The following is a 22,459-nucleotide window of genomic DNA, read 5'->3' as shown; positions in this document are numbered from 1 at the left end:
GCGGTCGGCAGCGCCGCAAGGCGGTGCGCGGGTTGACCCCCGCCGTGCCGCCGCCGCTGGCGAGCCTTAGGGTTCGTCAATTTGGCGACGCTTGCCCGAATCAGCATTTCACCCCTACAGTTAGTTTCTTGTTGTTGCCCTGTTCTGCGCGATCTGGATACCCCTATGCCCACTGCCTACAAACGCGTCCTGCTCAAACTCTCCGGCGAAGCTCTGATGGGCGATGATGCCTTCGGCATTAATCGCGCGACGATCGAACGAATGGTGGCGGACGTGGCCGAGGTGGTGCGGCTCGGTACGCAACTGGCCGTCGTGATCGGCGGCGGCAACATTTTCCGCGGTGTCGCGGGCGGTGCGGCGGGTATGGACCGTGCGACGGCCGACTATATGGGTATGCTCGCCACGATGATGAACGCGCTGGCCCTGCAGGACGCCATGCGTCACGCGGGGATCGAGGCGCGCGTGCAGTCGGCGCTGCGTATGGATCAGGTGGTCGAGCCGTACATCCGGCCCCGCGCCATTCGCCAGCTGGAAGAGGGCAAGGTCGTGATTTTCGCGGCTGGTACGGGCAACCCGTTCTTTACGACGGACACGGCCGCAGCGCTGCGCGGTTCGGAAATCGGCGCGGAAGTCGTACTGAAGGCCACCAAGGTGGACGGCGTCTACTCGGCCGACCCCAAAAAGGACCCGACGGCCACGCGCTACACGACGATCAGCTTCGACGAAGCGATCGGCCGCAACCTGCAGGTCATGGACGCTACCGCGTTCGCGCTGTGCCGCGACCAGAAGTTGCCGATCCGTGTGTTCTCAATTGTCAAGCCGGGTGCGCTAAAGCGCATTGTGCAAGGCGAGGACGAGGGTACCCTCGTCCACGTGTAAACTCTCGTCGTACAACGTGGGCTTTTACGCGAGCCCGGGCCGCCGCTACGCGCGCGCTGGCTGGTTCGCACTGTTTTGAAGGTTCGGAGGTTTAAAAATGTCTGTGGCTGATATCAGGAAGGGCGTCGAGCAAAAGATGCAGCGCTCGATCGACGCGTTCAAGAACGATCTGTCGAAGATCCGCACCGGCCGTGCGCACACCGGCCTGCTCGATCACATCCAGGTCGATTATTACGGCTCGCCCGTACCCATCTCGCAGGTTGCGAACCTTACGCTGATCGACGCACGTACCATCGGCGTCCAGCCGTGGGAAAAGAAGATGGTCCAGGTCGTCGAAAAGGCGATCCGCGAATCGGACCTGGGTCTGAACCCGGCCACGCAAGGCGACGTGATCCGCGTCCCGATGCCCGCGCTGACCGAAGAACGCCGTCGCGAGCTGACCAAGGTCGCGCGCAGCGAAGCCGAAACCGCCAAGATCGCGGTGCGCAATCTGCGCCGTGACGCAAACGAGCAACTGAAAAAGCTCGTCAAAGACAAAGAAATCTCCGAAGACGACGAGCGTCGTGCCGGTGACGACGTCCAGAAGCTGACGGACAAGTTCGTGACCGAAATCGACAAGCTCGTCACGACCAAAGAAGCTGAGATCATGACGGTCTGAGGCCGTCAGGCATCAGCATCTTCTGATCTTTACTTCTTTTTTGCAGTTATTGTCCCGACGGCCATGACCTATACCAGCTCAACCGTTCGCGTGCCTGATGTCGCGGCGGTGCCGCGACATATCGCGATCATCATGGACGGCAATGGCCGTTGGGCAACGCAGCGCCGGCTGCCCCGCGTTGCGGGCCACACGCGCGGCGTGGACGCGGTACGCGCCGCCGTCGAGGCATGCGCGCGTTCCGGCGTCGAATATCTCACGCTGTTTGCCTTCAGCTCCGAAAACTGGCGCCGTCCGAACGAAGAGGTGTCGTTCCTGATGCGCCTGTTCGTGACCGCGCTCGAGCGCGAAATCGGCAAACTGCATGCGAATGGCATCCGTCTGCGGGTTGTCGGCGATCTGGCGATGTTCGACAAGCGCATCCAGGACCTGATTCGCCGCGCGGAGTCCAAAACCGCCCGCAATACCCGTCTTACCCTGACGATTGCCGCCAACTATGGCGGCCGTTGGGACATTATGCAGGCCACCCGCAAGCTGGCCGAGCAATCCGCACTCGCGGGCCATGCCGTCGAGGTGAACGAAGACTCGTTCGCCGAGCATCTGGCCATGGCTTATGCACCGGAGCCGGACCTCTTCATCCGCACGGGCGGCGAGCAGCGCATCAGCAACTTCCTGCTGTGGCAACTGGCCTACACAGAGTTCTACTTCACCGACACTTTCTGGCCGGATTTCGACGCCGACGCCCTCGGCCACGCCATCGCTTCGTATGCGGAGCGTGAGCGCCGCTTCGGCCGCACCAGTGCTCAACTCGAGCCGCAATCGCAAAACGTCGATTCGCTTCCATGCTAAAAACCCGTGTTATCACGGCGATCGTCCTGCTGGCGGTGTTCTTGCCGGTCACGCTGTTTGCGCCAGTTGGCGCGTTTGGCGCGCTGATCGCGTTCGTGCTCGTTTTCGCTGCGTGGGAGTGGGCGCGCCTGCTGAAAATCGAGGGCGCCGGCCCGGTGATTTATGCACTTGTAGCCGCAGTGGCGCTGGTGGCTAGCACTGGGCTAGGCTCCGAGTTTCAGCCGCCCCGGTCGTTGCTCGAAGCTGCGGCGATTTTCTGGGTGCTGGCCGGGCCGTTTGTGCTGGTACGCAAACCTGCGCTCGCGAAAGGGGCATGGCGCGCCTTTCTGCTCCTTGCCGGAATCGTGGTGTTCGCCGCCTGCTGGCACGCGCTGGTCGCCGCGCGCGCCATCGGCGTATCGTTTGTCCTGTCCCTGATGCTAGTGGTATGGCTGGCCGATATCGGCGCATACTTTGCGGGCAAGGCGTTTGGTCGGCACAAACTGGCCCCGACGATTAGTCCGGGTAAGACATGGGAAGGCGCAATTGGCGGCTGGTTAGCCGTTTTAATCGTCGCCTCAGCGGCTATTGCCTTGCATGCATTCGAACCGACCCTGTATTCTGCGCTGCTTGAGCGTCTTGGCGCTGCCCGTACCCTGGGGATCCTTACGGTTCTGGTCGTCTTCAGCGTGATTGGCGACCTGTTCGAGTCCATGTTGAAACGCCAGGCCGGTGTCAAAGATTCAAGCGGCCTGCTGCCGGGACACGGCGGGGTCCTCGACCGCATCGACGCACTATTGCCGGTGCTGCCGCTCGCCATGCTGCTGCTGCACTTCGGCTAGAGAAAGAGATATGCAAAAACGTCTGACACTGCTCGGTTCCACGGGCTCGATTGGAGACAGCACGCTCGACGTCGTCGCGCGTCATCCCGAGCGCTTTTCGGTCTATGCGCTGACGGCGCATCGCAATGGCGATAAGCTCGTCGAACAATGCCTGCGGTTTCGCCCCGAAGTGGCGGTGGTCGGCGACGCAACGACGGCCGCGCAAGTCGCGACCAAACTGCGCGAGGCTGCTTGCAAGACTGAGGTGACATACGGCCCGCAGGCGCTCATCGACGTTTCGAAGAGCGACGGCTGCGATACCGTGGTGGCCGCTATCGTCGGCGCCGCAGGGCTCGCGCCGAGCCTTGCCGCCGCACGCGCCGGCAAGCGCATCTTGCTGGCCAACAAGGAGGCGCTGGTGATGTCCGGCGCGATCTTCATGGACGCCGTCCGCGACCATGGAGCCATCCTGTTGCCGGTGGACAGCGAACACAACGCGATCTTCCAGTGCCTGCCGCGTGATGCAGCGCAGCATGGGGGCGTATCGAAGATCATCCTGACCGCTTCCGGCGGCCCGTTCCGCACCCGCGAGCCGGCGAGCCTCGTGAATGTCACGCCCGACGAAGCCTGCAAGCATCCGAACTGGGTGATGGGCCGCAAGATTTCGGTCGATTCCGCGACCATGATGAACAAGGGCCTCGAAGTCATCGAGGCGCATTGGTTGTTCGCCCTGCCGGGCGAGCGCATCGAAGTGCTGATCCATCCGCAGAGCGTGATCCATTCGATGGTCTCGTATGTCGATGGCTCGGTGCTGGCGCAACTCGGCAATCCCGACATGCGTACGCCGATCGCCCACGCGCTGGCTTTCCCCGATCGGGTCGATTCCGGTGTGGCTCAGCTGGACCTCGTGCAGATCGCCTCGTTATCGTTCGAGAAGCCGGACTACGCACGTTTCCCCTGTCTGGCACTGGCCATGAAAGCGCTTGCCGAAGGGGGTGTCGCGAGCGCCGCGTTGAATGCCGCCAACGAAGTCGCGGTCGATGCCTTCCTGTCCCGCAAGATTGGCTTTATGGCGATCGCACAAACCGTCGACGCCGTGTTGAACGCGTTGCCCAATCGCAGCGCCCACGCGCTCGAAGATGTGATCGAAGCGGATGCAGCCGCGCGGCGGGCGGCGGCCAGTTTTATCGAGCGACTGCCGGCAGGCGTGCAGCGCACGGAACGCGTCGTCCAGTGAGGCGAATATGAATGTGCTGATCGAAGTGCTCGCCTTCGCCGTCGCGATCGGCGTGCTGGTGGTCGTCCACGAGTACGGTCACTACAGCGTAGCGCGTCTGTGCGGTGTGAAAGTGCTGCGCTTTTCGATCGGCTTTGGCAAGCCGCTGATTCAGTGGGTGAGTCCCAAAACGGGCACGGAATGGACAGTAGCCGCGCTGCCGCTGGGCGGCTACGTGAAGATGCTGGATGAGCGCGAAACGGGCGCGCCCATCGCTCCAGATGACTTGCCTCATGCGTTCAACCGTCAGTCTGTGGCGAAGCGTTTTGCAATTGTCGCGGCCGGTCCGGTCGCCAACTTCATCCTCGCCATTGTCCTGTTTGCCGCGGTGTACGCCACCGGTGTGAAAGAGCCTGCGGCCGTCGTCGCGGCGCCTGCGCCGAATACGGCGGCAGCACTCGCGGGATTCGACGGCGGTGAGACGGTAGTCGCCGTGCACAATGCGGACGGGAGTGACTCCGAGCCGGTTCGCTCGTGGTCCGATCTACGCTGGAAGTTGCTCGGTGCAGCGTTTGATCACCACCGGATCGTGTTGAGCGCAAAGGACGGCCACGGGACGTTCGAGTTTCCGCTGGATCTGCGCGACGTCTCCGAGAAAGACGTCGACGATGATTTCATGTCGCACCTGGGTTTCGAGCCGGGCGGCGGCAAGCTGATTGTGGCGGGCGTGCAGCCGGGCAGTGCAGCACAACGCGGGGGCCTCGTCGCCGGGGACCGGCTGTTGTCGATCGACGGCACGCCGACCGACAACGCCACCGCTTTCATCGCCTATATCAAGACGCACGCGAACAAGCCGGTCACGCTGCAGGTCGAGCGCGGCGAAGACGCTGCTGGCCAAGGCGGCAAAACAGTAGAAGTCCACGTCGTGCCGCTGATGCAGCGCGACGACACCAGCGGTCAGCAGATTGGCCGCATCGGTGCGGAACTGGCCACTCAGGTGCCGTCGATCGACGTGCGCTATGGTCCGATCGAAAGCATTCAACTGGGGGCACACCGCACGTGGGATCTCGCGGTGTATTCGGTACGCATGTTTGGCCGCATGATTACCGGCGAAGCGTCGCTGAAGAACCTGTCCGGCCCGGTGACGATTGCGGACTACGCGGGCAAGAGCGCGCGGCTTGGTCCATCAGCCTTCCTGTCATTCCTCGCCCTTGTCAGTATTAGCCTTGGGGTACTCAACCTGTTACCGATTCCGGTATTGGACGGGGGGCATCTGTTATATTATTTGGTTGAAGCTGCAACCGGCAAGGCTGTCTCGGATCGCTGGCAGCTCGTGCTCCAGAGAGCGGGGCTTGCCTGCATCGTCGCCTTGTCGGCGATCGCTCTTTTTAACGATCTGGCTCGCCTAATCCATTTTTAAAGTGTCCGGCGGCGCTTTACATAGCAGCCGCCTGACCCGATTTGGCCTGCGCGAATTTCGTGGGCGCGCGGCTTCGTCCTCGGCTCCAACGTGCGGGGCGGCCACGGCAGCGGTGTTGGCGGCAAGCTCGATGCCGGCGAGTAGTACCAGAAATTCCAGTTCCGGCTCGGAACGGCATTCTGATTGGGTGGTCCGGGCGCTGCCTGGACCTTTTTACAGTATCGAGAGGGATGACTTTGCGAACAGGTATGTTTTCGAAACGTGTGGCGTGCGCGCTTGCGCTGGCAATGACTTTGGGCGTTGGAGTAGCGCACGGGCAGGAAGCCAGGATCGCGGCTGTCAATTCGGATCGTATTCTGCGCGAGTCATCGGCCGCGAAAGCGGCACAGACCAAGCTCGAGGCCGAATTCGCGAAACGCGACAAAGATTTGCAGGACATGGCCCAGAAGCTGAAATCGATGTCCGATTCACTCGACAAAAACGGCGCTTCGCTGGCGCCCGCTGACCGCGCCGAGAAGCAACGCGAACTGTCGCAACTCGATACCGACTTCCAGCGCAAGCAGCGCGAATTCCGCGAAGACCTGAATCAGCGCCGTAACGAGGAACTGGCGGCTGTCCTCGACCGGGCCAATAAGGTAATCAAGCAGATTGCCGAGCAACAGCACTACGACCTGATTGTTCAGGAGGCAGTGTATGTGAGCCCGCGCATCGACATTACCGATCAGGTGCTCAAGGCATTGGCAGCGGCGCCTACGAATGGCGCGTCGTCCCCAACCGGCAACTGAATAGCAGGAGCAGTACACGCATGGCATTTACGCTCGAGCAGATCGTCCAGCAGTTCGGCGGAGACGTAGTCGGAGACCGTTCGCACCGCGTGGGCAGCCTGGCACCGCTCGATCAGGCAGGCCCGGACCAACTGGCGTTCCTCGCTAACCCGAAGTATCTGTCGCAGGTCGAGACTACCCGTGCCGGTGCCGTGCTGATCAACGCGGACGATCTCGCCAAGCTGGATTCTCGCGACGCCCATAACTTCATCGTCACGCCGAATCCCTACGCTTACTTTGCCCGCGTCGCCCAGACCTTCATCGATCTGGCCATGCCCAAGGCTATACCGGGCGTTCATCCCAGCGCGAGCATCGATCCTTCGGCGCAGGTGGCGCCGAGTGCCGTTATCGGACCGAACGTCACGGTGGAAGCGGGCGTGGTGATCGGGGAGCACGTGCGGCTCGACGCGAACGTGGTGATTGGCCGTGCCACGAAGATCGGCGCAGGTTCGCATCTGTATCCGAACGTCAGCGTGTATTACGGTTGCAAGATTGGTGAGCGCGCCATCATCCACGCCGGCGCGGTGATCGGCTCGGACGGCTTTGGTTTTGCGCCGGATTTTGTCGGCGAGGGCGAGGCTCGCACCGGCAGCTGGGTGAAGATTCCGCAGGTCGGCGGTGTGTCGATCGGCCCAGATGTTGAGATCGGCGCCAATACGACGATCGACCGCGGCGCGATGGCCGATACCATCATCGAAGAATGCGTGAAAATCGACAATCTCGTGCAGATTGGCCATAACTGCAAGATTGGCGCCTACACGGTGATCGCGGGTTGCGCAGGCATTGCCGGCAGCACGACGATTGGCCGGCATTGCATGATCGGCGGCGCCGTCGGTATTGCAGGGCATGTCACACTGGCCGATTATGTGATCGTGACCGCGAAATCGGGCGTATCGAAGTCGCTGCTGAAGCCCGGCATGTACACGAGCGCGTTCCCGGCCGTGAATCACGCCGACTGGAACAAGAGCGCGGCCTTGATGCGCAACCTCGACAAACTGCGTGGCCGTATCAAGGCGCTGGAGGCGGCGGCCGCCGCCCACGCGCCGAGCGACAAGACGTGAGCGCCGGGTAAGGATGCCGCATAATCCGCGGCAGCACGCGTTACCCACCCACCTGAACCGTTTCCGCAGTCATCATCGCGCAGTCAATGCGCGAGTAGAAACACCATGAGCACCGAAAAAATCAATCTCGACATTCATAAGATTCTCACGCTGCTGCCGCATCGCTATCCGATCCTGCTCGTTGATCGGGTGCTCGAACTTGAGCCGCACAAGAGCATCAAAGCGCTGAAGAACGTGTCGATCAACGAGCCGTACTTCATGGGTCACTTCCCGAGCCGTCCGGTGATGCCGGGCGTGCTGATCCTCGAAGCGCTCGCGCAGACCGCGGCGTTGCTGACGTTCTCGGAAGAGCCGCACGATCCGGCCAACACGCTGTACCTGTTCGTCGGTATCGACAATGCGCGCTTCAAGCGCGTGGTGGAACCGGGCGATCAGCTGATCCTGAACGCAACATTCGAGCGGCACATGCGGGGCATCTGGAAGTTCAAGGCACGCGCTGAGGTGGATGGCGTGGTCGCTGCGGAAGCCGACCTGATGTGCGCGGTTCGACATACGGATACGGACGGCAAGTAACGTACGCAGGGCATAGGCGGCCAATTGAAGGACGGTCTGTCGCCGAAGCCCCCGAGAAGGGTGGCTGGCGGCAGCCGGGTGGCAGCGCCCGCCCAGGCATGGAGGGCCGTTCAGGCGAGAGACGCCCGGGTGGCATCCAGATAACGCAACGGAATCAGAAGCGAGGGCGCATGAGCAGGATTCATCCCACTGCAATCGTCGAGCCGGGCGCGCAGCTCGACGAAACGGTTGAAATCGGGCCGTATGCCATTATTGGCCCGCACGTGACGATCGGCGCGGGTACGACGGTCGGTTCGCACAGCGTGATTGAAGGTCATACGACCATCGGCGAAGACAACCGCATTGGCCACTACGCCGCGGTCGGTGGCCGGCCGCAGGACATGAAGTACAGGGACGAGCCCACCCGGCTCGTGGTCGGCAATCGCAACACGATTCGCGAATTCACCACGATCCACACCGGTACGGTGCAGGACGCGGGCGTCACGACGGTTGGCGACGACAACTGGATCATGGCGTACGTCCATCTCGGGCACGACTGCCACGTCGGCAGCAACGTCATTCTGGCGAGTAACGCGCAAATGGCCGGGCACGTAACGATTGGCGACTATGCGATCGTCGGCGGCATGTCGGGCGTCCATCAGTTCGTGCGCATTGGTGCGCATTCGATGCTGGGCGGCGCATCGGCGCTCGTGCAGGACATCCCGCCGTTTGTGATCGCGGCCGGTAACAAGGCCGAGCCGCATGGCATCAACGTCGAAGGCCTGCGTCGGCGGGGTTTTTCGCCGGACGCGATTTCGGCACTTCGGGCTGCGTACCGATTGCTGTACAAAAACGGTCTGTCGCTGGAAGAAGCCAAAGTGCAACTGGCTGAGCTCGCCTCGGCCGGCGGCGACGGCGATGCGCCCGTCAAGGCGCTGGTCGACTTCGTGGTTGCGTCGCAACGCGGCATCATCCGCTAACCGATGGTCTTGCAAACCAGTCCGCTGCGGCTCGCGATGGTAGCCGGCGAGCCTTCCGGCGACCTGCTTGCCGCGTCGATGCTAAACGGCCTCGCTAGCCGCCTGCCCGCAGGTACCCAGTACTACGGCATCGGTGGTCCGCGCATGATTGCCAACGGCTTCGACGCGCATTGGCCGCTGGAAAAACTGTCCGTACGTGGTTATGTCGAGGTGCTGCGGCATATCCCCGAGATACTGGGCATCCGCAACGAACTCAAGCGTCAGTTGCTGGCCGAACCGCCCGCTGCGTTTGTCGGCGTTGATGCTCCCGACTTCAACTTTGGTCTCGAGCATGCGCTGCGCGAAGCGGGCATTCCGACGATCCACTTTGTGTGCCCGTCCATCTGGGCATGGCGCGGCGGCCGGATCAAGAAGATCGCCAAGGCGGTCGACCACATGCTGTGTGTGTTCCCGTTTGAGACCGCGCTGCTCGAAAAGGCGGGTGTGGCTGCGTCGTACGTCGGCCATCCTCTGGCGGACGAAATTCCGCTCGAGCCCGATACCGCCGGCGCGCGCCGCACGCTTGGTCTGCCGGAAAGCGGTCCGGTGATCGCGGTGTTGCCGGGTAGCCGGCGCTCGGAAATCAACCTGATTGGCCCCACGTTTTTTGCCGCGATGGAGTTGATGCAGCAGCGCGAGCCGGGTGTCCGCTTCGTGATGCCCGCTGCGACCCCTGCGTTGCGCGAACTCCTGCAGCCGCTAGTGGAGGCGCATCCGCGTCTTGCGCTGACGCTGACCCAGGGGCAGTCGCAGGTCGCCATGACCGCGGCCGACGCGATCCTCGTCAAGAGCGGCACTGTCACGCTGGAGGCGGCGCTGCTGAAAAAGCCAATGGTGATTTCGTACAAGGTGCCTTGGCTGACCGGTCAGATCATGCGGCGCCAAGGCTATCTGCCCTACGTGGGCCTGCCGAATATTCTCGCGGGACGCTTCGTCGTGCCGGAGATACTGCAGCACTTCGCAACGCCCGAGGCGCTCGCGGATGCCACGCTGAAACAGTTGCGCGACGAGGCCAACCGGCGCACGCTGACGGAAATCTTCACGGAAATGCATCACGTGCTGAAGCAAAACACAGCCCAGCGTGCAGCGGAAGTGGTCGCGAGCGTGGTCGAGCGCCGTGGGGTGCGTCGATGAACGGCGCTCGTGCGCCCCGGCGCAAGTCCGCGGCTAAGGCGGAGCAGCCCGGTTTTAACTTCAACGCACCGGACGAAATCGTCTGCGGTGTGGACGAAGCAGGGCGGGGGCCGCTAGCTGGACCGGTGGTGGCGGCGGCGGTGATTTTCGATCCGTCGAAACCGATGATCCGCGGTCTCGACGATTCGAAGGCGCTCACTGCTAAAAAGCGCGACGAACTGTACGACAAGATCGTCGAGCGGGCGCTGGCTTATTGCGTTGCGTCGGCTTCGGTCGAAGAGATCGATACGCTCAACATCCTGCACGCAACCATGCTGGCGATGAAGCGCGCGGTGGAAGGGTTGTCGGTGGTGCCTACGCTCGTCAAGATCGACGGTAATCGGTGCCCGGTGCTGAGCATTCGCAGCGAGGCGATCATCGGCGGCGACGCGCTGGTCAAGTCCATTTCTGCAGCGTCGATTCTCGCGAAGGTCACGCGCGACCGGATGCTACTGCAGTTGCATCAGACCTTTCCCGTCTATGGTTTCGACGCGCACTCGGGCTACGGCACGCCGCAGCACCTTGCAGCGTTGCGTGAGCACGGGCCATGCGAACACCACCGACGCTCATTTGCGCCGGTGCGCGAGGCGCATGTGCGGTTCGGCAAGGTGGGCGCGTTGGTTACGTTAAGCACCGAGGTGGTGGTGCTGCCACCGGTCGTCGTGGGCAAAGAATGGCTCGACGACCCATTCGGCGAAAACGACGCGCGTTCCTGAAGCTACAGCGGCATCTCATTCTGCTTCTCTCACTTTCTCACTGTCTTCGCTGCCTGTGAAAGCCATCACCTCGCGGGACAATCCGCTCTACAAGCGCCTGAAAGCATTGGCCGGTTCGACGCATCAACAGCGTCGCAGTGGTCATGCGCTGCTCGAAGGCTTTCATCTCGCGAGCGCGTATCTGGACGTCGCCGGCCAGCCCGAAACCTGCATCATTACCGAAGGCGCGTTGCGTCACGAAGAGGCGCAGGCGATCGTGGCGCGGATCGACGAGCAGCGCATCGTGACGTTGCCGGATGCACTGTTCGGGCAACTATCTAACGTGGTGAATGGGGTCGGGATTCTGTTGCTGGTCGAGAAGCTCGCGGCGCAGTTGCCGGAGCGGGTGGCGCAGACTTGCGTGGTGCTTGACGGCGTGCAGGATGCGGGCAATGTCGGCTCTATTCTGCGCAGCGCGGCCGCAGCTGGCATTCAACAGGTATTCTGCGCGCCGGGCACGGCCTACGCATGGTCGTCGAAAGTGCTGCGCTCGGGCATGGGCGCGCATTTCCTGCTGCAAATTCACGAGGATGTCGAGCCGCAGACGTTGATCGAGCGCCTTGCGGTGCCGGTGGTTATCACGGACTCGCACGGCGCTGAGGCCATCTACGATTGCGACTTATCCGGGCAGCTTGCCTGGGTCATGGGCAATGAGGGCGCTGGCGTGTCGCAGTCGTGGCGGGACGCCGTCACGCTGCGCGTGACGATCCCGCAGCCGGGTGGAATGGAATCTTTGAATGTCGCCGCGGCGGCGGCTGTGTGCCTGTTCGAGCAGTGTCGCCAGCAGCGCGGTGGCTGATCGACTGCGATTGAACCGGGCCGTGTCACCGCTCGCTGTATCGTCACGGATCGTCGCCGCCCCACGGCTCACCGCAGCACCTGGGATCGCCACAACCGCACGGCTCGCCACAGCGCGCGGCGGGAAGCTCAAATAAAAGCGGTCGCAGCCATTGCACCACGACCGCCCGACATCGCTCAATAAGCTTGCCGGTCGAGCTTGATCTCTTGCAGGATTGTCGTCGCGATCTCTTCGATCGACTTGTGCGTCGACGACAACCACTTGACCCCCTCCCGCCGCATCATCGTTTCCGCTTCATTGATCTCGTAACGGCAGTTCTCTGGCGCCGCGTACTTGCTGCCCGGACGGCGCTCGTTGCGAATTTCCGAGAGCCGTTGCGGATCGATCGACAAGCCGAACATCTTTTGACGATGCGCGAGCAGCGGCGTCGGCAGCTTGCCGCGCTCGAAGTCTTCCGGGATCAGCGGATAGTTGGCCGCCTTAACTCCATACTGCATGGCCAGATAAAGGCTCGTCGGCGTTTTGCCGCTGCGCGACACGCCAACCAGAATCACGTCGGCGTCGGCCAGATTGCGATTGGATTGACCGTCATCGTGAGCGAGCGAGAAATTGATCGCCTCGATGCGGTTCTTGTACTCCTCAGTGTCCGCATTCTGGTGACCACGGCCCATGGCGTGGCTCGACTTTAGTTCCAGTTCCTGTTCGAGCGGTTCAACGAAGGTCTGGAACATATCCAGCACCAGCGCATTCGAGCCTTTGACGATCTTGTTCGACGCGCTGTCGACTAGCGTCGTGAAGACGATCGGTCGTCGGCCGTCCTGCTGGACCGCTTCGTTGATTTTTTCCAGCGTCGCGTAGGCTTTCTCGGTGGAATCGACAAAGGGTACGCGGACCAGACGGAATTTCTGGTCGAACTGGGAAAGGATCGAATGCGCGAAGGTTTCGGCAGTGATCCCGGTACCGTCGGAGACGATGAATACGGTGGGCGGCATCAGTGGGGCAGGGAACGTGAGCGGAAAAAAACGCTCGAATCAAACATCGCCGTGTCGACGGCCGCTGCGCGGTGGCTAACCGCAGGCTGCAGCAGGGTCGGCATAGCGCGCCGTGGGCACCGCTCATGCGCCCCGCTGGCCGCCGCGGCCTCGCAAGGAGCCCGTCGGCAGGTCCGGGGCGCGGTTCGAGGCGCAATTCTCGTCCGACAGTCACATTTCGAGAGTCGGCACGGTAGAATAGCGGCAACCTGTTGGATAAGCAATTGCGTGCGAACCGCGCTTAACTCGCGCCTATCGCCCGGTCATCGGCCCGCTTTTTGCTGCGTTTTTGCTGCGTTTTTGCCGATAACTTGCGGCGATTTTGAAAAATATCGTCGAACCGCTGGCTTCGTCGTGCTTTTTGCATGCATCGTTGGGCGGTTGCAAGGTTCCGCCACCGCGCTTTAACGCGATTGCTTATCTAACAGGTTGTGCAAGACCCGAGATCCCGCTTCCTATGAGCGCTCGTGTCCAAGCCCACTTGCACAGCCGAGTATTTCTTTCACACTTAGGGGCTTGTATGACTAACGCAGTTAACGTCGCAAAGGATCAGGCGTATGTAGTTCCATTCGAGCAGTTGCGAATGACCGATGTGGAGATTGTCGGCGGCAAGAATGCCTCACTGGGCGAGATGATCAGTCAACTCGCACAGGCTGGCGTCCGTGTGCCGACCGGTTTCGCCACGACGGCGCTGGCATTTCGCGACTTTCTCCATCACAACGACCTGACCGAACGCATCGCCAAACGTCTTGAGACGCTCGACGTCGACGATGTGAAAGCACTTGCCGAAGCCGGCAAGGAAATCCGTCAATGGATTGTCGACGCACCGCTTCAGCCGAAGCTCGAGGCTGACATTCGCGCGGGCTTCGACACGCTCCAGAACAGCTCGCCTGAAGAGCTTTCGTTCGCAGTCCGCTCGTCGGCCACGGCAGAAGATCTGCCGGACGCGTCGTTTGCGGGTCAACAGGAAAGCTACCTCAATGTGGTCGGCGTCGAAGACGTGCTCGATCGCATGAAGCACGTGTTCGCGTCGCTGTATAACGACCGCGCCATTTCCTATCGTGTCCACAAGGGCTTTACCCACGCTGAAGTGGCGTTGTCCGCTGGCGTGCAGCGCATGGTGCGCTCGGACGTCGGCGCGGCCGGCGTGATGTTCACGCTCGATACGGAATCCGGCTTCAAGGACGCGGTGTTCATCACGTCGAGCTACGGTCTGGGTGAAACCGTCGTGCAGGGCGCCGTCAATCCGGACGAGTTCTACGTCTACAAGACCACGCTTGCGCAAGGCAAGTATCCGATTATTCGCCGCTCGATTGGCTCCAAGCTGATCAAGATGGAATTCACCAAGCCGGGCGAGCCTGGTCGCGTGAAAACCGTTGACGTTCCTCATGAGCAACGCAACCGCTTCTCGATCACCGACGAAGACGTGATCGAACTGGCGAAGTACGCGGTGATCATCGAGAAGCACTACCAGCGTCCGATGGACATCGAGTGGGGCAAGGACGGCCGCGACGGCAAGATCTTCATCCTGCAGGCGCGCCCGGAAACGGTGAAGAGCCAGGCATCGGGCAAGGCCGAGCAGCGCTTCAAGCTGAAGGGCCAGTCGCAGGTCATCATCACGGGCCGCGCGATCGGCCAGAAGATCGGCGCGGGTCCGGTACGCGTGATTCACGATCCGTCGGAGATGGACCGCGTGCAGCCCGGCGACGTGCTGGTGGCCGACATGACCGACCCCAACTGGGAACCGGTAATGAAGCGCGCTTCGGCGATCGTCACGAACCGCGGCGGGCGTACCTGCCACGCGGCGATTATCGCGCGTGAACTGGGCGTGCCGGCCGTGGTGGGCTGCGGCGACGCAACCGATCTGCTGAAGGAAGGCGCGCTCGTTACCGTGTCGTGCGCGGAAGGCGACGAAGGCAAGATCTACGACGGCCTGCTCGAAACTGAAATCACCGAAGTCCAGCGCGGCGAACTGCCGCCGATCAAGGTGAAGATCATGATGAACGTCGGCAATCCGCAACTCGCGTTCGACTTCTCGCAGTTGCCGAACGCGGGCGTGGGCCTCGCGCGGCTCGAGTTCATCATCAACAACAACATCGGCGTGCATCCGAAGGCGATTCTGGAGTACCCGAACGTCGATCCGGATCTAAAGAAAGCGGTCGAAAGCGTTGCACGCGGTCACGCGTCGCCGCGCGCGTTCTACGTCGACAAGCTGACCGAAGGGATTGCCACGATCGCGGCGGCGTTTTATCCGAAGCCCGTCATCGTGCGTCTGTCGGACTTCAAGTCGAACGAGTACAAGAAGCTGATTGGCGGCTCGCGTTACGAGCCGGACGAAGAAAACCCGATGCTCGGTTTCCGTGGTGCGTCGCGTTACATCGCCGAAGACTTTGCCGAAGCGTTCCAGATGGAATGCATCGCGTTGAAGCGTGTGCGCGAAGAGATGGGTTTGGACAACGTCGAGATCATGGTGCCGTTCGTGCGCACGCTCAAGCAGGCGGAGCGTGTGGTTGGTCTGCTCGGCAAGTTCGGCCTGAAGCGTGGCGAGAAGGGGCTGCGTCTCATCATGATGTGCGAAGTGCCGTCGAACGCGATCCTCGCCGAAGAGTTCCTGCAGTTCTTCGACGGCTTCTCGATCGGTTCGAACGACTTGACGCAGCTCACGCTGGGTCTCGACCGCGATTCCGGCATGGAACTGCTGGCTGTGGATTTCGACGAGCGCGATCCGGCTGTGAAGTTCATGCTCAAGCGCGCCATTGAGACGTGCCTCCGGCTGAACAAGTACGTCGGTATTTGCGGCCAGGGTCCTTCGGATCATCCGGATTTCGCGCAGTGGCTGACGGAAGAAGGCATTGCGTCGATCTCGCTGAACCCGGACACGATCATCGAGACGTGGCAGGCGCTGGCTAAGTCAGCAAAGTAAGTCAGCAAATAAGCAGCACGCGTTACCGCCGCCTGCGGTTCATCAAACAGAACGCGGGCGCGCGGTAAATTGCACCAGCTTCGTGCTATAAACACCCCGGTAGATCCGGGGTGTTTTGCTTTGGGGGAGGTCGACGTGGCGCCAGGTGGACTGTTCTGGTGGGTCGGAGCGGGTGTGCTGATCGTGCTGGAGTTGATGAGCGGCACCTTTTATTTGTTGATGATCGCATTGGGTTTCATCGCGGCTGCGTTCACGCGGATAGCGGGCGCAAACGCCGATGTGCAGTTCGTAGTCGCCGCGCTGGTGGCGTTGGCAGCAGTGTTGCTGCTACGGCGGTCGCGGTTTGGCCGCAGGACACGTACGGTGGCCGCGCGCAATCCCGATGTGAATATGGATATCGGTCAGACACTGGCCGTAACCGGATGGCGTGACCGGCGGGCACGCGCAAACTATCGGGGCGCCGCGTGGGATGTCGAACTTGCGCCGGGCGAACCGGAGGATGCCAAGGTCTACGAAATCAGCGCGCTCGACGGCAGCCGCCTGATTGTCGTGGCCAGCAAGCGGGCGGCGGGTGCGTGAGGTTTTCAAAACCGAGGTGAATGTCAGAAGCAGGCACCTCGGCCGGGGGAGTGGGGCACAACCTGACGCAGGCTGGCCGCACAACATAACAATTCAAGCCAGAGAGTGGAGTAACTATGGATTCGACTATCGTCGGAGCAGTCCTTCTCATCATCGTCATCGTGATCGCGGCGCAGACCATCAAGATCGTGCCGCAGCAGCATGCGTGGGTACTCGAGCGGCTTGGCCGCTATCACGCAACGCTCACGCCGGGGCTGACCTTGGTCGTGCCGTTCGTGGACCGGATTGCCTATAAGCACGTCCTCAAGGAAATCCCGCTGGATGTGCCGAGCCAGGTGTGTATCACGCGTGACAACACCCAGTTGCAGGTTGACGGCGTGCTGTACTTTCAGGTTACGGACCCGATGAAGGCGTCGTACGGTTCGAGCAATTTCGTGTTCGCGATCACGCAGTTGTCGCAGACCACGTTGCGTTCGGTAATCGGTAAGCTCGAACTCGACAAGACCTTCGAGGAACGCGATTACATCAATCACAGTATCGTGTCTTCGCTCGATGAGGCGGCTTCGAACTGGGGTGTGAAAGTGCTGCGCTACGAAATCAAGGATCTGACGCCGCCGAAGGAAATTCTTCATGCGATGCAGGCGCAGATTACGGCCGAGCGTGAGAAGCGCGCGTTGATCGCGGCGTCGGAAGGGCGCAAGCAGGAGCAGATCAATATTGCTTCGGGCGGCCGTGAGGCGGCGATCCAGAAGTCGGAAGGCGAACGGCAGGCGGCGATCAATCAGGCCCAGGGGCAGGCGGCAGCGATTCTGGCGGTCGCCGAGGCGAATTCACAGGCTATTCAGAAGATTGCCGCGGCGATCCAGTCGGCTGGCGGCATGGAAGCGGTCAACCTGAAGGTGGCCGAACAATACGTGAATGCGTTCGGCAATCTCGCCAAGCAAGGCACCACGCTAATCGTGCCGGGCGATCTGTCCAACATGAGTGCGATGATTGCGTCCGCGCTGACGATTGTGAACAAGGGCAAGGGCGGCACTGAGGTTCGCTAAACGGCGGCGTGTGTTGGGCGGGTGGGGCGGCTGTGGCAACAGCCGCTCTGGAGTTGGCGCAGCAGCCGCTCAAACGCCGCAGCCGTGCGGGGGTAGCTGCTACAGCCGCTCTGCGGTAGCTGCCACTGCCGACAAACGATCAGCGGGCCGGCAGCGCCGCAGGCGCTCCGCATCCGCCGCGAGGCGCCCCGCGCCGCTTCAACTCAGGTCGGCGTGCGCATCAAGCGCGCCTTTTCGCGTTCCCAGTCGCGCTTCTTCTCGGTTTCGCGTTTGTCGTGCTGCTTCTTGCCCTTCGCGAGGCCGATTTCACATTTGACGCGGCCACCCTTGTAATGAAAGTTTAGCGGCACGAGCGTATAACCACGCTGCTCGACCTTGCCGATCAGCTTGCTGATTTCCTCGCTATGCAGGAGGAGCTTGCGGGTGCGTACGGGGTCTGGCGTGATATGGGTGGACGCCTCGGGCAATGGGCTGATGTGCGTGCCGATCAGGAACAGTTCGTTATTCTTGATAACGACATAGCCTTCCTTGATCTGCCCGCGGCCGGCGCGCAACGCTTTGACCTCCCATCCTTCGAGCACGAGCCCTGCTTCGTAGCGTTCTTCGACCGAGTAGTCGTAGAAGGCTTTTCTGTTGTCTATGATGCTCATGAATGGAAAGTGCCCAACTCGTTTAAAATCACGATTTTAGCAAAGCGGGGCGAGGAAAGCCCGCTGCGCTTGTCCACCCTTGCCACGTGCTGTCCAATTTATGGCAGATGTCCAGAAAACCGTGTTGATACGCCATTCGGCGGAACAGATGTTCGACCTCGTCACCGATGTCGCTGATTACCCCAACTTCCTGCCCTGGTGCGGCGGGGTCGAGGTCCGTCGCCAGGATGAAGCGGGCATGGAGGCGAAGATCGATATCAACTTCAAGGGCATCAAACAGCACTTCGCGACCCGCAACAGCATGCAGCGGCCCACGCGTATCGATATGGAGTTCGCTGATGGCCCGTTCAGGAAATTCACTGGCTACTGGCGCTTTACGCCCCTTCGCGAAGATGCCTGCAAGATCGAATTCGCGTTGCACTACGAATTCACCAACATCATCCTCGAGAAGATCATCGGCCCGGTGTTCAGTCATATCGCCAACACCTTCGTTGAATCATTCGTGAAGCGCGCTGATCAGCGCTACGGTAAGGCATGAGCGCCGTGCTGTCGATCGAAGTTTGTTACGCGCTGCCGGGTGGGCAGGCGCTGGTTGCCGTCGAACTCCCCGAAGGCGCGACGGTGCGGCAGGCGCTGGATGCTAGTGGCATCCTCGAACGCTATCCGCAGATCAATCTTGCGGAGCAGAAGGTAGGTGTGTTCGGCAAGCTCAAGCCGCTCGATGCGGTGCTTGCCGATCACGATCGGGTGGAAATCTATCGTCCGCTGCTGGTCGATCCGAAGGCCGCGCGCCAGCGGCGGGTCGAGAAGACTCGCAAGGCAGGATCGATTGAAGGGCGCAGGTGGATGCACCGGGACTCGCGGTAGGGCGGCAGGTCTGCTGGCTGGCAGCGGCTCTAATCGGTGCGCGGGTGAATCCGCCGGATAGTGGAACGTAACGGTCTCGCGGGCGCCGATTCATGCGCCACCTAATGCGCCGACGCCTGCGCCTTCTCCTCGATCGACGCGCTTCCCGCATCATCATCTGCATGCTGCCGTACCGACCAGCTCACGCCGGCCACTAGCAGCGCAATGGCGGCCATTTCAAGCGGCCTCGGCAACCGGTGGTCGTAAATGAACGCGTAAAGCAGTGCGAACAACGTCTCGAACACGATCATCTGACCAGACAAGGTCAACGGCAAGCGCTTCGAGGCGGCGTTCCACAGCCCGTTACCCAGCCATGACGCGCCAATCGCCAATCCGAGGTTGAGCAGCCAGAAGCTGTGCCAGCGCTCGCTGGCAAGCGTTGTCTGGAGGCTGCCGGTCGGCAACAAACCGATCACCAGCCATAACGACGCGCCGAGCGCACCCGTCACCACGCCCCATAACACCGACCATTCGTTGCCGTTGAAATGGGTCTGACGCTGCAGATAGCGAGAGTTTTCAATGGCAAACCACGTCCAGCAGACGAGCGCGCCAACCGCACAGGCGAGTCCGGCGAGCTTCGTCAGCATGCCGACCGGGGCGCCGTCGGGAGCCGTTGTGAACACATCCACATTAATGCAGACAATTCCGGCCATGACCATCGCCAGCGGCCATGCGAGCCGGGCCAGCGGTACCGCGCCGTGGTCGCGACGGCCGAGCAGCGTGATGGTGACCGGCAACACGCCGACGATCAGCGACGAGGGCGCAATGCCGATCAGGTGCACGGCGCTCGACAGCAGCACGTAGTAGAGCAGGTTGCCCGCCAGCGCGAGCCTGGCGAGCGCGGCGAGATCCTCGCGCGTCAGCCGGGTCAGCAGGGAGCGCGCCATCGGCAGGGCGGCGGCCAGCGAAACGAGACCATACATGGTGTAGCGGCCCGCGCTCAGCAGCAGCGGGGAAAAATCGGGCAAAATTCGCGGCACCAGAAACACCATGCCCCACAACGCCCCGGCCATCACGCCGTAAGCCACACCACGCTGCATTGACTGCTCCAACCTGAAAACTGAACGGTTGCGCAGATTACCGTGCCGCAAGGTCGGGCGTCTTGTTTGATCCTGCACTCGCGCAAACGAAACCCGTTCGAAACGGACCCGAACGACGAAGCGAAACCTGCCTGCTGAAAGTGTCTGGAAAGACCCTGGAAAATCGCGGGAAATTCGCTAACCTCCTGTTCGTGCAGTGAAAACCGGCGAGGTTTCGCGTATAATTCGCTTTTGCGCCTATAGGATTTGCCATGCGTCTGATCCAAACAGCACTCACGTTCGATGACGTGCTCCTCGTCCCGGCCTTCTCCGACGTTCTGCCGCGCGACACCAGCCTCAAGACCCGGCTGACCCGCAACATTTCCCTGAATATGCCGCTCGTGTCCGCCGCCATGGACACGGTCACCGAAGCCCGCCTCGCCATTGCCATGGCGCAAATGGGCGGTGTCGGCATCATCCACAAGAACCTCACGCCGGCCGAGCAGGCGAGTGAAGTGGCCAAAGTGAAGCGTTTCGAATCGGGCGTGGTGCGTGATCCGATCACGGTGCCGCCGCAAATGAAGGTGCGCGACGTGATTGCGCTGTCCCGCCAGCATGGCATTTCCGGGTTCCCGGTCGTCGAAGGCGCGCAACTGATTGGCATCGTCACCAACCGCGACCTGCGTTTCGAAGAGCGTCTGGACGAGCCGGTGCGCAACATCATGACGCCGCGCGAACGCCTCGTCACCGTCAAGGAAGGCACGCCGCTCGCCGAAGCCAAGGCGCTGATGCATAGCCACCGGCTCGAGCGCGTGCTGGTCATCAACGACTCGTTCGAACTGCGCGGCCTGATGACGGTGAAGGACATCACCAAGCAGACCGAACACCCGGATGCGTGTAAGGACGAACACGGCAAGCTGCGCGCGGGCGCCGCAGTCGGGGTTGGTGAAGACAACGAAGAGCGCGTCACGCTGTTGGTGCAGGCGGGCGTGGATGTGATCGTCGTGGATACCGCCCACGGTCACAGCAAGGGCGTACTCGAGCGCGTCCGTTGGGTCAAGAAGAACTTCCCGCACGTGGAAGTGATTGGCGGCAACATCGCCACGGCCGCGGCAGCGAAGGCATTGGTCGAATACGGCGCGGATGGCGTGAAGGTAGGCATCGGCCCAGGCTCGATCTGTACCACGCGTATCGTCGCGGGTGTGGGCGTGCCGCAGGTGACGGCGATTGCCAACGTATCGGAAGCGCTCAAGGGCACGGGTGTACCGGTCATCGCTGACGGCGGTGTGCGCTTCTCGGGCGATATCAGCAAGGCGCTGGCAGCTGGCGCGAATGCCGTGATGATGGGCAGCATGTTCGCCGGCACCGAAGAATCGCCGGGCGACGTGTTCCTGTATCAGGGCCGTCAGTACAAGTCGTATCGTGGCATGGGTTCGGTCGGCGCGATGAAGGACGGCGCAGCAGACCGTTACTTCCAGGACAACTCGGCGAACATCGACAAGCTCGTGCCGGAAGGCATTGAAGGCCGCGTCGCCTACAAGGGTTCGGTCAACGCGATCCTGTTCCAGCTGATCGGCGGCGTGCGCGCCAGCATGGGTTACTGCGGCTGCCGCACCATCGCGGAGATGAATGACAAGGCCGAGTTCGTCCAGATCACCGGTGCGGGCCTGCGCGAGTCGCATGTGCATGACGTGCAGATCACCAAGGAAGCGCCCAACTACCACGTGGACTAAACGCCTATGAAGCCGCTGCTGCGCGCCATCCTGATCATCGATGCCTTGCTGTTGCTGGCGTTCGGCCTGCTGTTCCTGCTGACGCCGTGGACCTCGCTGTACAACGCACTGCAACTGGTGCAAACCGAGCCCACGCTGGTCGGGCAAGGGCTGGGTATTGCGCTGATCGGGCTGGCGTGGCTGGCTTTCCATGCTTCGATTGACGGCGCGCTGACTACCACGGTCGCCAAGGTCGTCGGGCATGTGAACTGGCTGACGGGCTTGCTGATGGTGGTGTGGCTGATCGGCCTGCATCGGCCGGAGCTCACCGGCTTTGGGCAGCTTGTAGCGGTGTTGGCGGGTGTCGTGCTGGTTGTGGTGGGACTCGGCGGCGTGCGCCTCGCACGTGTGGTGCGGCGGCGTGAACGTCTGCGCGTCACTGAGGCCGTGGCTGCGGAGCGCGCTGAGCGGCAGGCTGCAAAAGACGCAGCCAGAGGGCGCGACGCGGTGGGGTACCGGGCTGAGCCGGTAGTCGAGTCGGTGGTAACGCCGGTAACGCGTCCGGTGATGCCTGTCAGCACGGCAACC

At 61.9% G+C, this 22,459-nt stretch carries 23 protein-coding genes; 20 read left to right on the top strand and 3 right to left on the bottom strand.

From position 1 onward, the window contains the following. The first annotated feature begins 165 nt into the window (after positions 1–165). The 13 genes from pyrH (at position 166) to WCA85_RS24015 (ending at position 12,002) form a co-directional block, all read left to right on the top strand. Positions 166–879 carry a UMP kinase gene (gene pyrH, locus WCA85_RS24075; protein WP_117336610.1) on the top strand — a complete coding sequence of 238 codons (714 nt, stop codon included), beginning with the start codon at positions 166–168 and terminating at the stop codon, positions 877–879. A gap of 97 nt (positions 880–976) precedes the next feature. Then, complete coding sequence (gene frr / locus WCA85_RS24070; RefSeq protein WP_424067358.1) at positions 977–1,537, top strand: ribosome recycling factor; 561 nt, start codon at positions 977–979, stop codon at positions 1,535–1,537. Positions 1,538–1,600: 63 nt separating this feature from the next. Then, positions 1,601–2,383, top strand: a complete 783-nt coding sequence (gene uppS, locus WCA85_RS24065) for a polyprenyl diphosphate synthase (RefSeq protein WP_424067357.1) — start codon at positions 1,601–1,603, stop codon at positions 2,381–2,383. Continuing rightward, a complete protein-coding gene (locus WCA85_RS24060; protein WP_424067356.1) occupies positions 2,377–3,204 on the top strand; it encodes a phosphatidate cytidylyltransferase in 828 nt (275 codons plus the stop codon). Before uppS ends, WCA85_RS24060 begins: the two co-directional genes overlap by 7 nt. A gap of 10 nt (positions 3,205–3,214) precedes the next feature. Further along, complete coding sequence (locus WCA85_RS24055; RefSeq protein ID WP_424067355.1) at positions 3,215–4,420, top strand: 1-deoxy-D-xylulose-5-phosphate reductoisomerase; 1,206 nt, start codon at positions 3,215–3,217, stop codon at positions 4,418–4,420. 7 nt (positions 4,421–4,427) lie between these two features. Next, the gene (gene rseP / locus WCA85_RS24050) at positions 4,428–5,819 is read left to right on the top strand and encodes an RIP metalloprotease RseP (RefSeq protein ID WP_424067354.1); all 1,392 of its coding nucleotides are present in this window, start codon (positions 4,428–4,430) and stop codon (positions 5,817–5,819) included. Positions 5,820–6,049: 230 nt separating this feature from the next. Further along, positions 6,050–6,604, top strand: a complete 555-nt coding sequence (locus tag WCA85_RS24045) for an OmpH family outer membrane protein (protein WP_424067353.1) — start codon at positions 6,050–6,052, stop codon at positions 6,602–6,604. Positions 6,605–6,624: 20 nt separating this feature from the next. Further along, the gene (gene lpxD, locus WCA85_RS24040) at positions 6,625–7,704 is read left to right on the top strand and encodes a UDP-3-O-(3-hydroxymyristoyl)glucosamine N-acyltransferase (RefSeq protein ID WP_424067352.1); all 1,080 of its coding nucleotides are present in this window, start codon (positions 6,625–6,627) and stop codon (positions 7,702–7,704) included. 105 nt (positions 7,705–7,809) lie between these two features. Then, the gene (gene fabZ / locus WCA85_RS24035) at positions 7,810–8,277 is read left to right on the top strand and encodes a 3-hydroxyacyl-ACP dehydratase FabZ (RefSeq protein WP_117336601.1); all 468 of its coding nucleotides are present in this window, start codon (positions 7,810–7,812) and stop codon (positions 8,275–8,277) included. Positions 8,278–8,447: 170 nt separating this feature from the next. After that, entirely contained in the window at positions 8,448–9,236 is a 789-nt protein-coding gene (gene lpxA, locus WCA85_RS24030) for an acyl-ACP--UDP-N-acetylglucosamine O-acyltransferase (protein ID WP_424067351.1), read from the top strand. A 3-nt stretch (positions 9,237–9,239) separates the two neighbouring features. Continuing rightward, complete coding sequence (lpxB, locus tag WCA85_RS24025; protein ID WP_424067350.1) at positions 9,240–10,409, top strand: lipid-A-disaccharide synthase; 1,170 nt, start codon at positions 9,240–9,242, stop codon at positions 10,407–10,409. Beyond that, positions 10,406–11,164, top strand: a complete 759-nt coding sequence (gene rnhB, locus WCA85_RS24020) for a ribonuclease HII (RefSeq protein WP_424067349.1) — start codon at positions 10,406–10,408, stop codon at positions 11,162–11,164. The genes lpxB and rnhB overlap by 4 nt, the downstream gene beginning before the upstream one ends. 55 nt (positions 11,165–11,219) lie before the next feature. Then, the gene (locus WCA85_RS24015) at positions 11,220–12,002 is read left to right on the top strand and encodes a TrmH family RNA methyltransferase (protein WP_424067348.1); all 783 of its coding nucleotides are present in this window, start codon (positions 11,220–11,222) and stop codon (positions 12,000–12,002) included. 176 nt (positions 12,003–12,178) lie between these two features. Here the strand turns inward: WCA85_RS24015 and ppsR are convergent, their stop codons facing one another. Next, complete coding sequence (ppsR, locus tag WCA85_RS24010; protein WP_424067347.1) at positions 12,179–12,994, bottom strand: posphoenolpyruvate synthetase regulatory kinase/phosphorylase PpsR; 816 nt, start codon at positions 12,992–12,994, stop codon at positions 12,179–12,181. 559 nt (positions 12,995–13,553) lie between these two features. Here ppsR and ppsA point away from each other — a divergent pair. From ppsA to WCA85_RS23995, 3 genes are all read left to right on the top strand, one after another. Then, positions 13,554–15,956: a phosphoenolpyruvate synthase gene (ppsA, locus tag WCA85_RS24005; RefSeq protein WP_424067346.1), complete on the top strand. Its 2,403-nt coding sequence runs from the start codon at positions 13,554–13,556 to the stop codon at positions 15,954–15,956. A 135-nt stretch (positions 15,957–16,091) separates the two neighbouring features. Then, positions 16,092–16,535, top strand: a complete 444-nt coding sequence (locus tag WCA85_RS24000) for an NfeD family protein (protein ID WP_424067345.1) — start codon at positions 16,092–16,094, stop codon at positions 16,533–16,535. 116 nt (positions 16,536–16,651) lie between these two features. Next, positions 16,652–17,584, top strand: a complete 933-nt coding sequence (locus WCA85_RS23995) for an SPFH domain-containing protein (RefSeq protein WP_424067344.1) — start codon at positions 16,652–16,654, stop codon at positions 17,582–17,584. Positions 17,585–17,787: 203 nt separating this feature from the next. Here WCA85_RS23995 and smpB read toward each other — a convergent pair whose 3' ends face one another. Further along, positions 17,788–18,234: an SsrA-binding protein SmpB gene (gene smpB, locus WCA85_RS23990; protein ID WP_424067343.1), complete on the bottom strand. Its 447-nt coding sequence runs from the start codon at positions 18,232–18,234 to the stop codon at positions 17,788–17,790. A gap of 100 nt (positions 18,235–18,334) precedes the next feature. On the opposite strand from smpB, the gene WCA85_RS23985 reads away from it, so the two are divergent. Together WCA85_RS23985 and WCA85_RS23980 are read left to right on the top strand one after the other, a co-directional pair. After that, positions 18,335–18,772, top strand: coding sequence for a type II toxin-antitoxin system RatA family toxin (locus WCA85_RS23985; protein ID WP_424067342.1), 438 nt, complete (start codon positions 18,335–18,337; stop codon positions 18,770–18,772). Then, positions 18,769–19,101 (top strand): RnfH family protein, encoded by a 333-nt coding sequence (locus WCA85_RS23980; protein WP_424067341.1) that lies wholly within the window; start codon positions 18,769–18,771, stop codon positions 19,099–19,101. Before WCA85_RS23985 ends, WCA85_RS23980 begins: the two co-directional genes overlap by 4 nt. A gap of 101 nt (positions 19,102–19,202) precedes the next feature. On the opposite strand, the gene WCA85_RS23975 is transcribed toward WCA85_RS23980, so the two are convergent. Next, positions 19,203–20,180 (bottom strand): DMT family transporter, encoded by a 978-nt coding sequence (locus WCA85_RS23975; RefSeq protein WP_424067340.1) that lies wholly within the window; start codon positions 20,178–20,180, stop codon positions 19,203–19,205. A gap of 251 nt (positions 20,181–20,431) precedes the next feature. Between WCA85_RS23975 and guaB the strand changes: the two genes are divergently transcribed. Both guaB and WCA85_RS23965 read left to right on the top strand, forming a co-directional pair. Then, on the top strand, positions 20,432–21,892 hold the full coding sequence (guaB, locus tag WCA85_RS23970) for an IMP dehydrogenase (RefSeq protein WP_424067339.1): 1,461 nt from the start codon (positions 20,432–20,434) through the stop codon (positions 21,890–21,892). 6 nt (positions 21,893–21,898) lie between these two features. After that, positions 21,899–22,459, top strand: a 561-nt coding sequence (locus tag WCA85_RS23965) for a hypothetical protein (RefSeq protein ID WP_424067338.1), incomplete at its 3' end; no start/stop codon positions are given.

It is taken from the genome of Paraburkholderia sp. (assembly GCF_049581445.1).
Taxonomy (GTDB): domain Bacteria; phylum Pseudomonadota; class Gammaproteobacteria; order Burkholderiales; family Burkholderiaceae; genus Paraburkholderia.
This window is presented reverse-complemented; position numbering and strand designations above follow the sequence as displayed.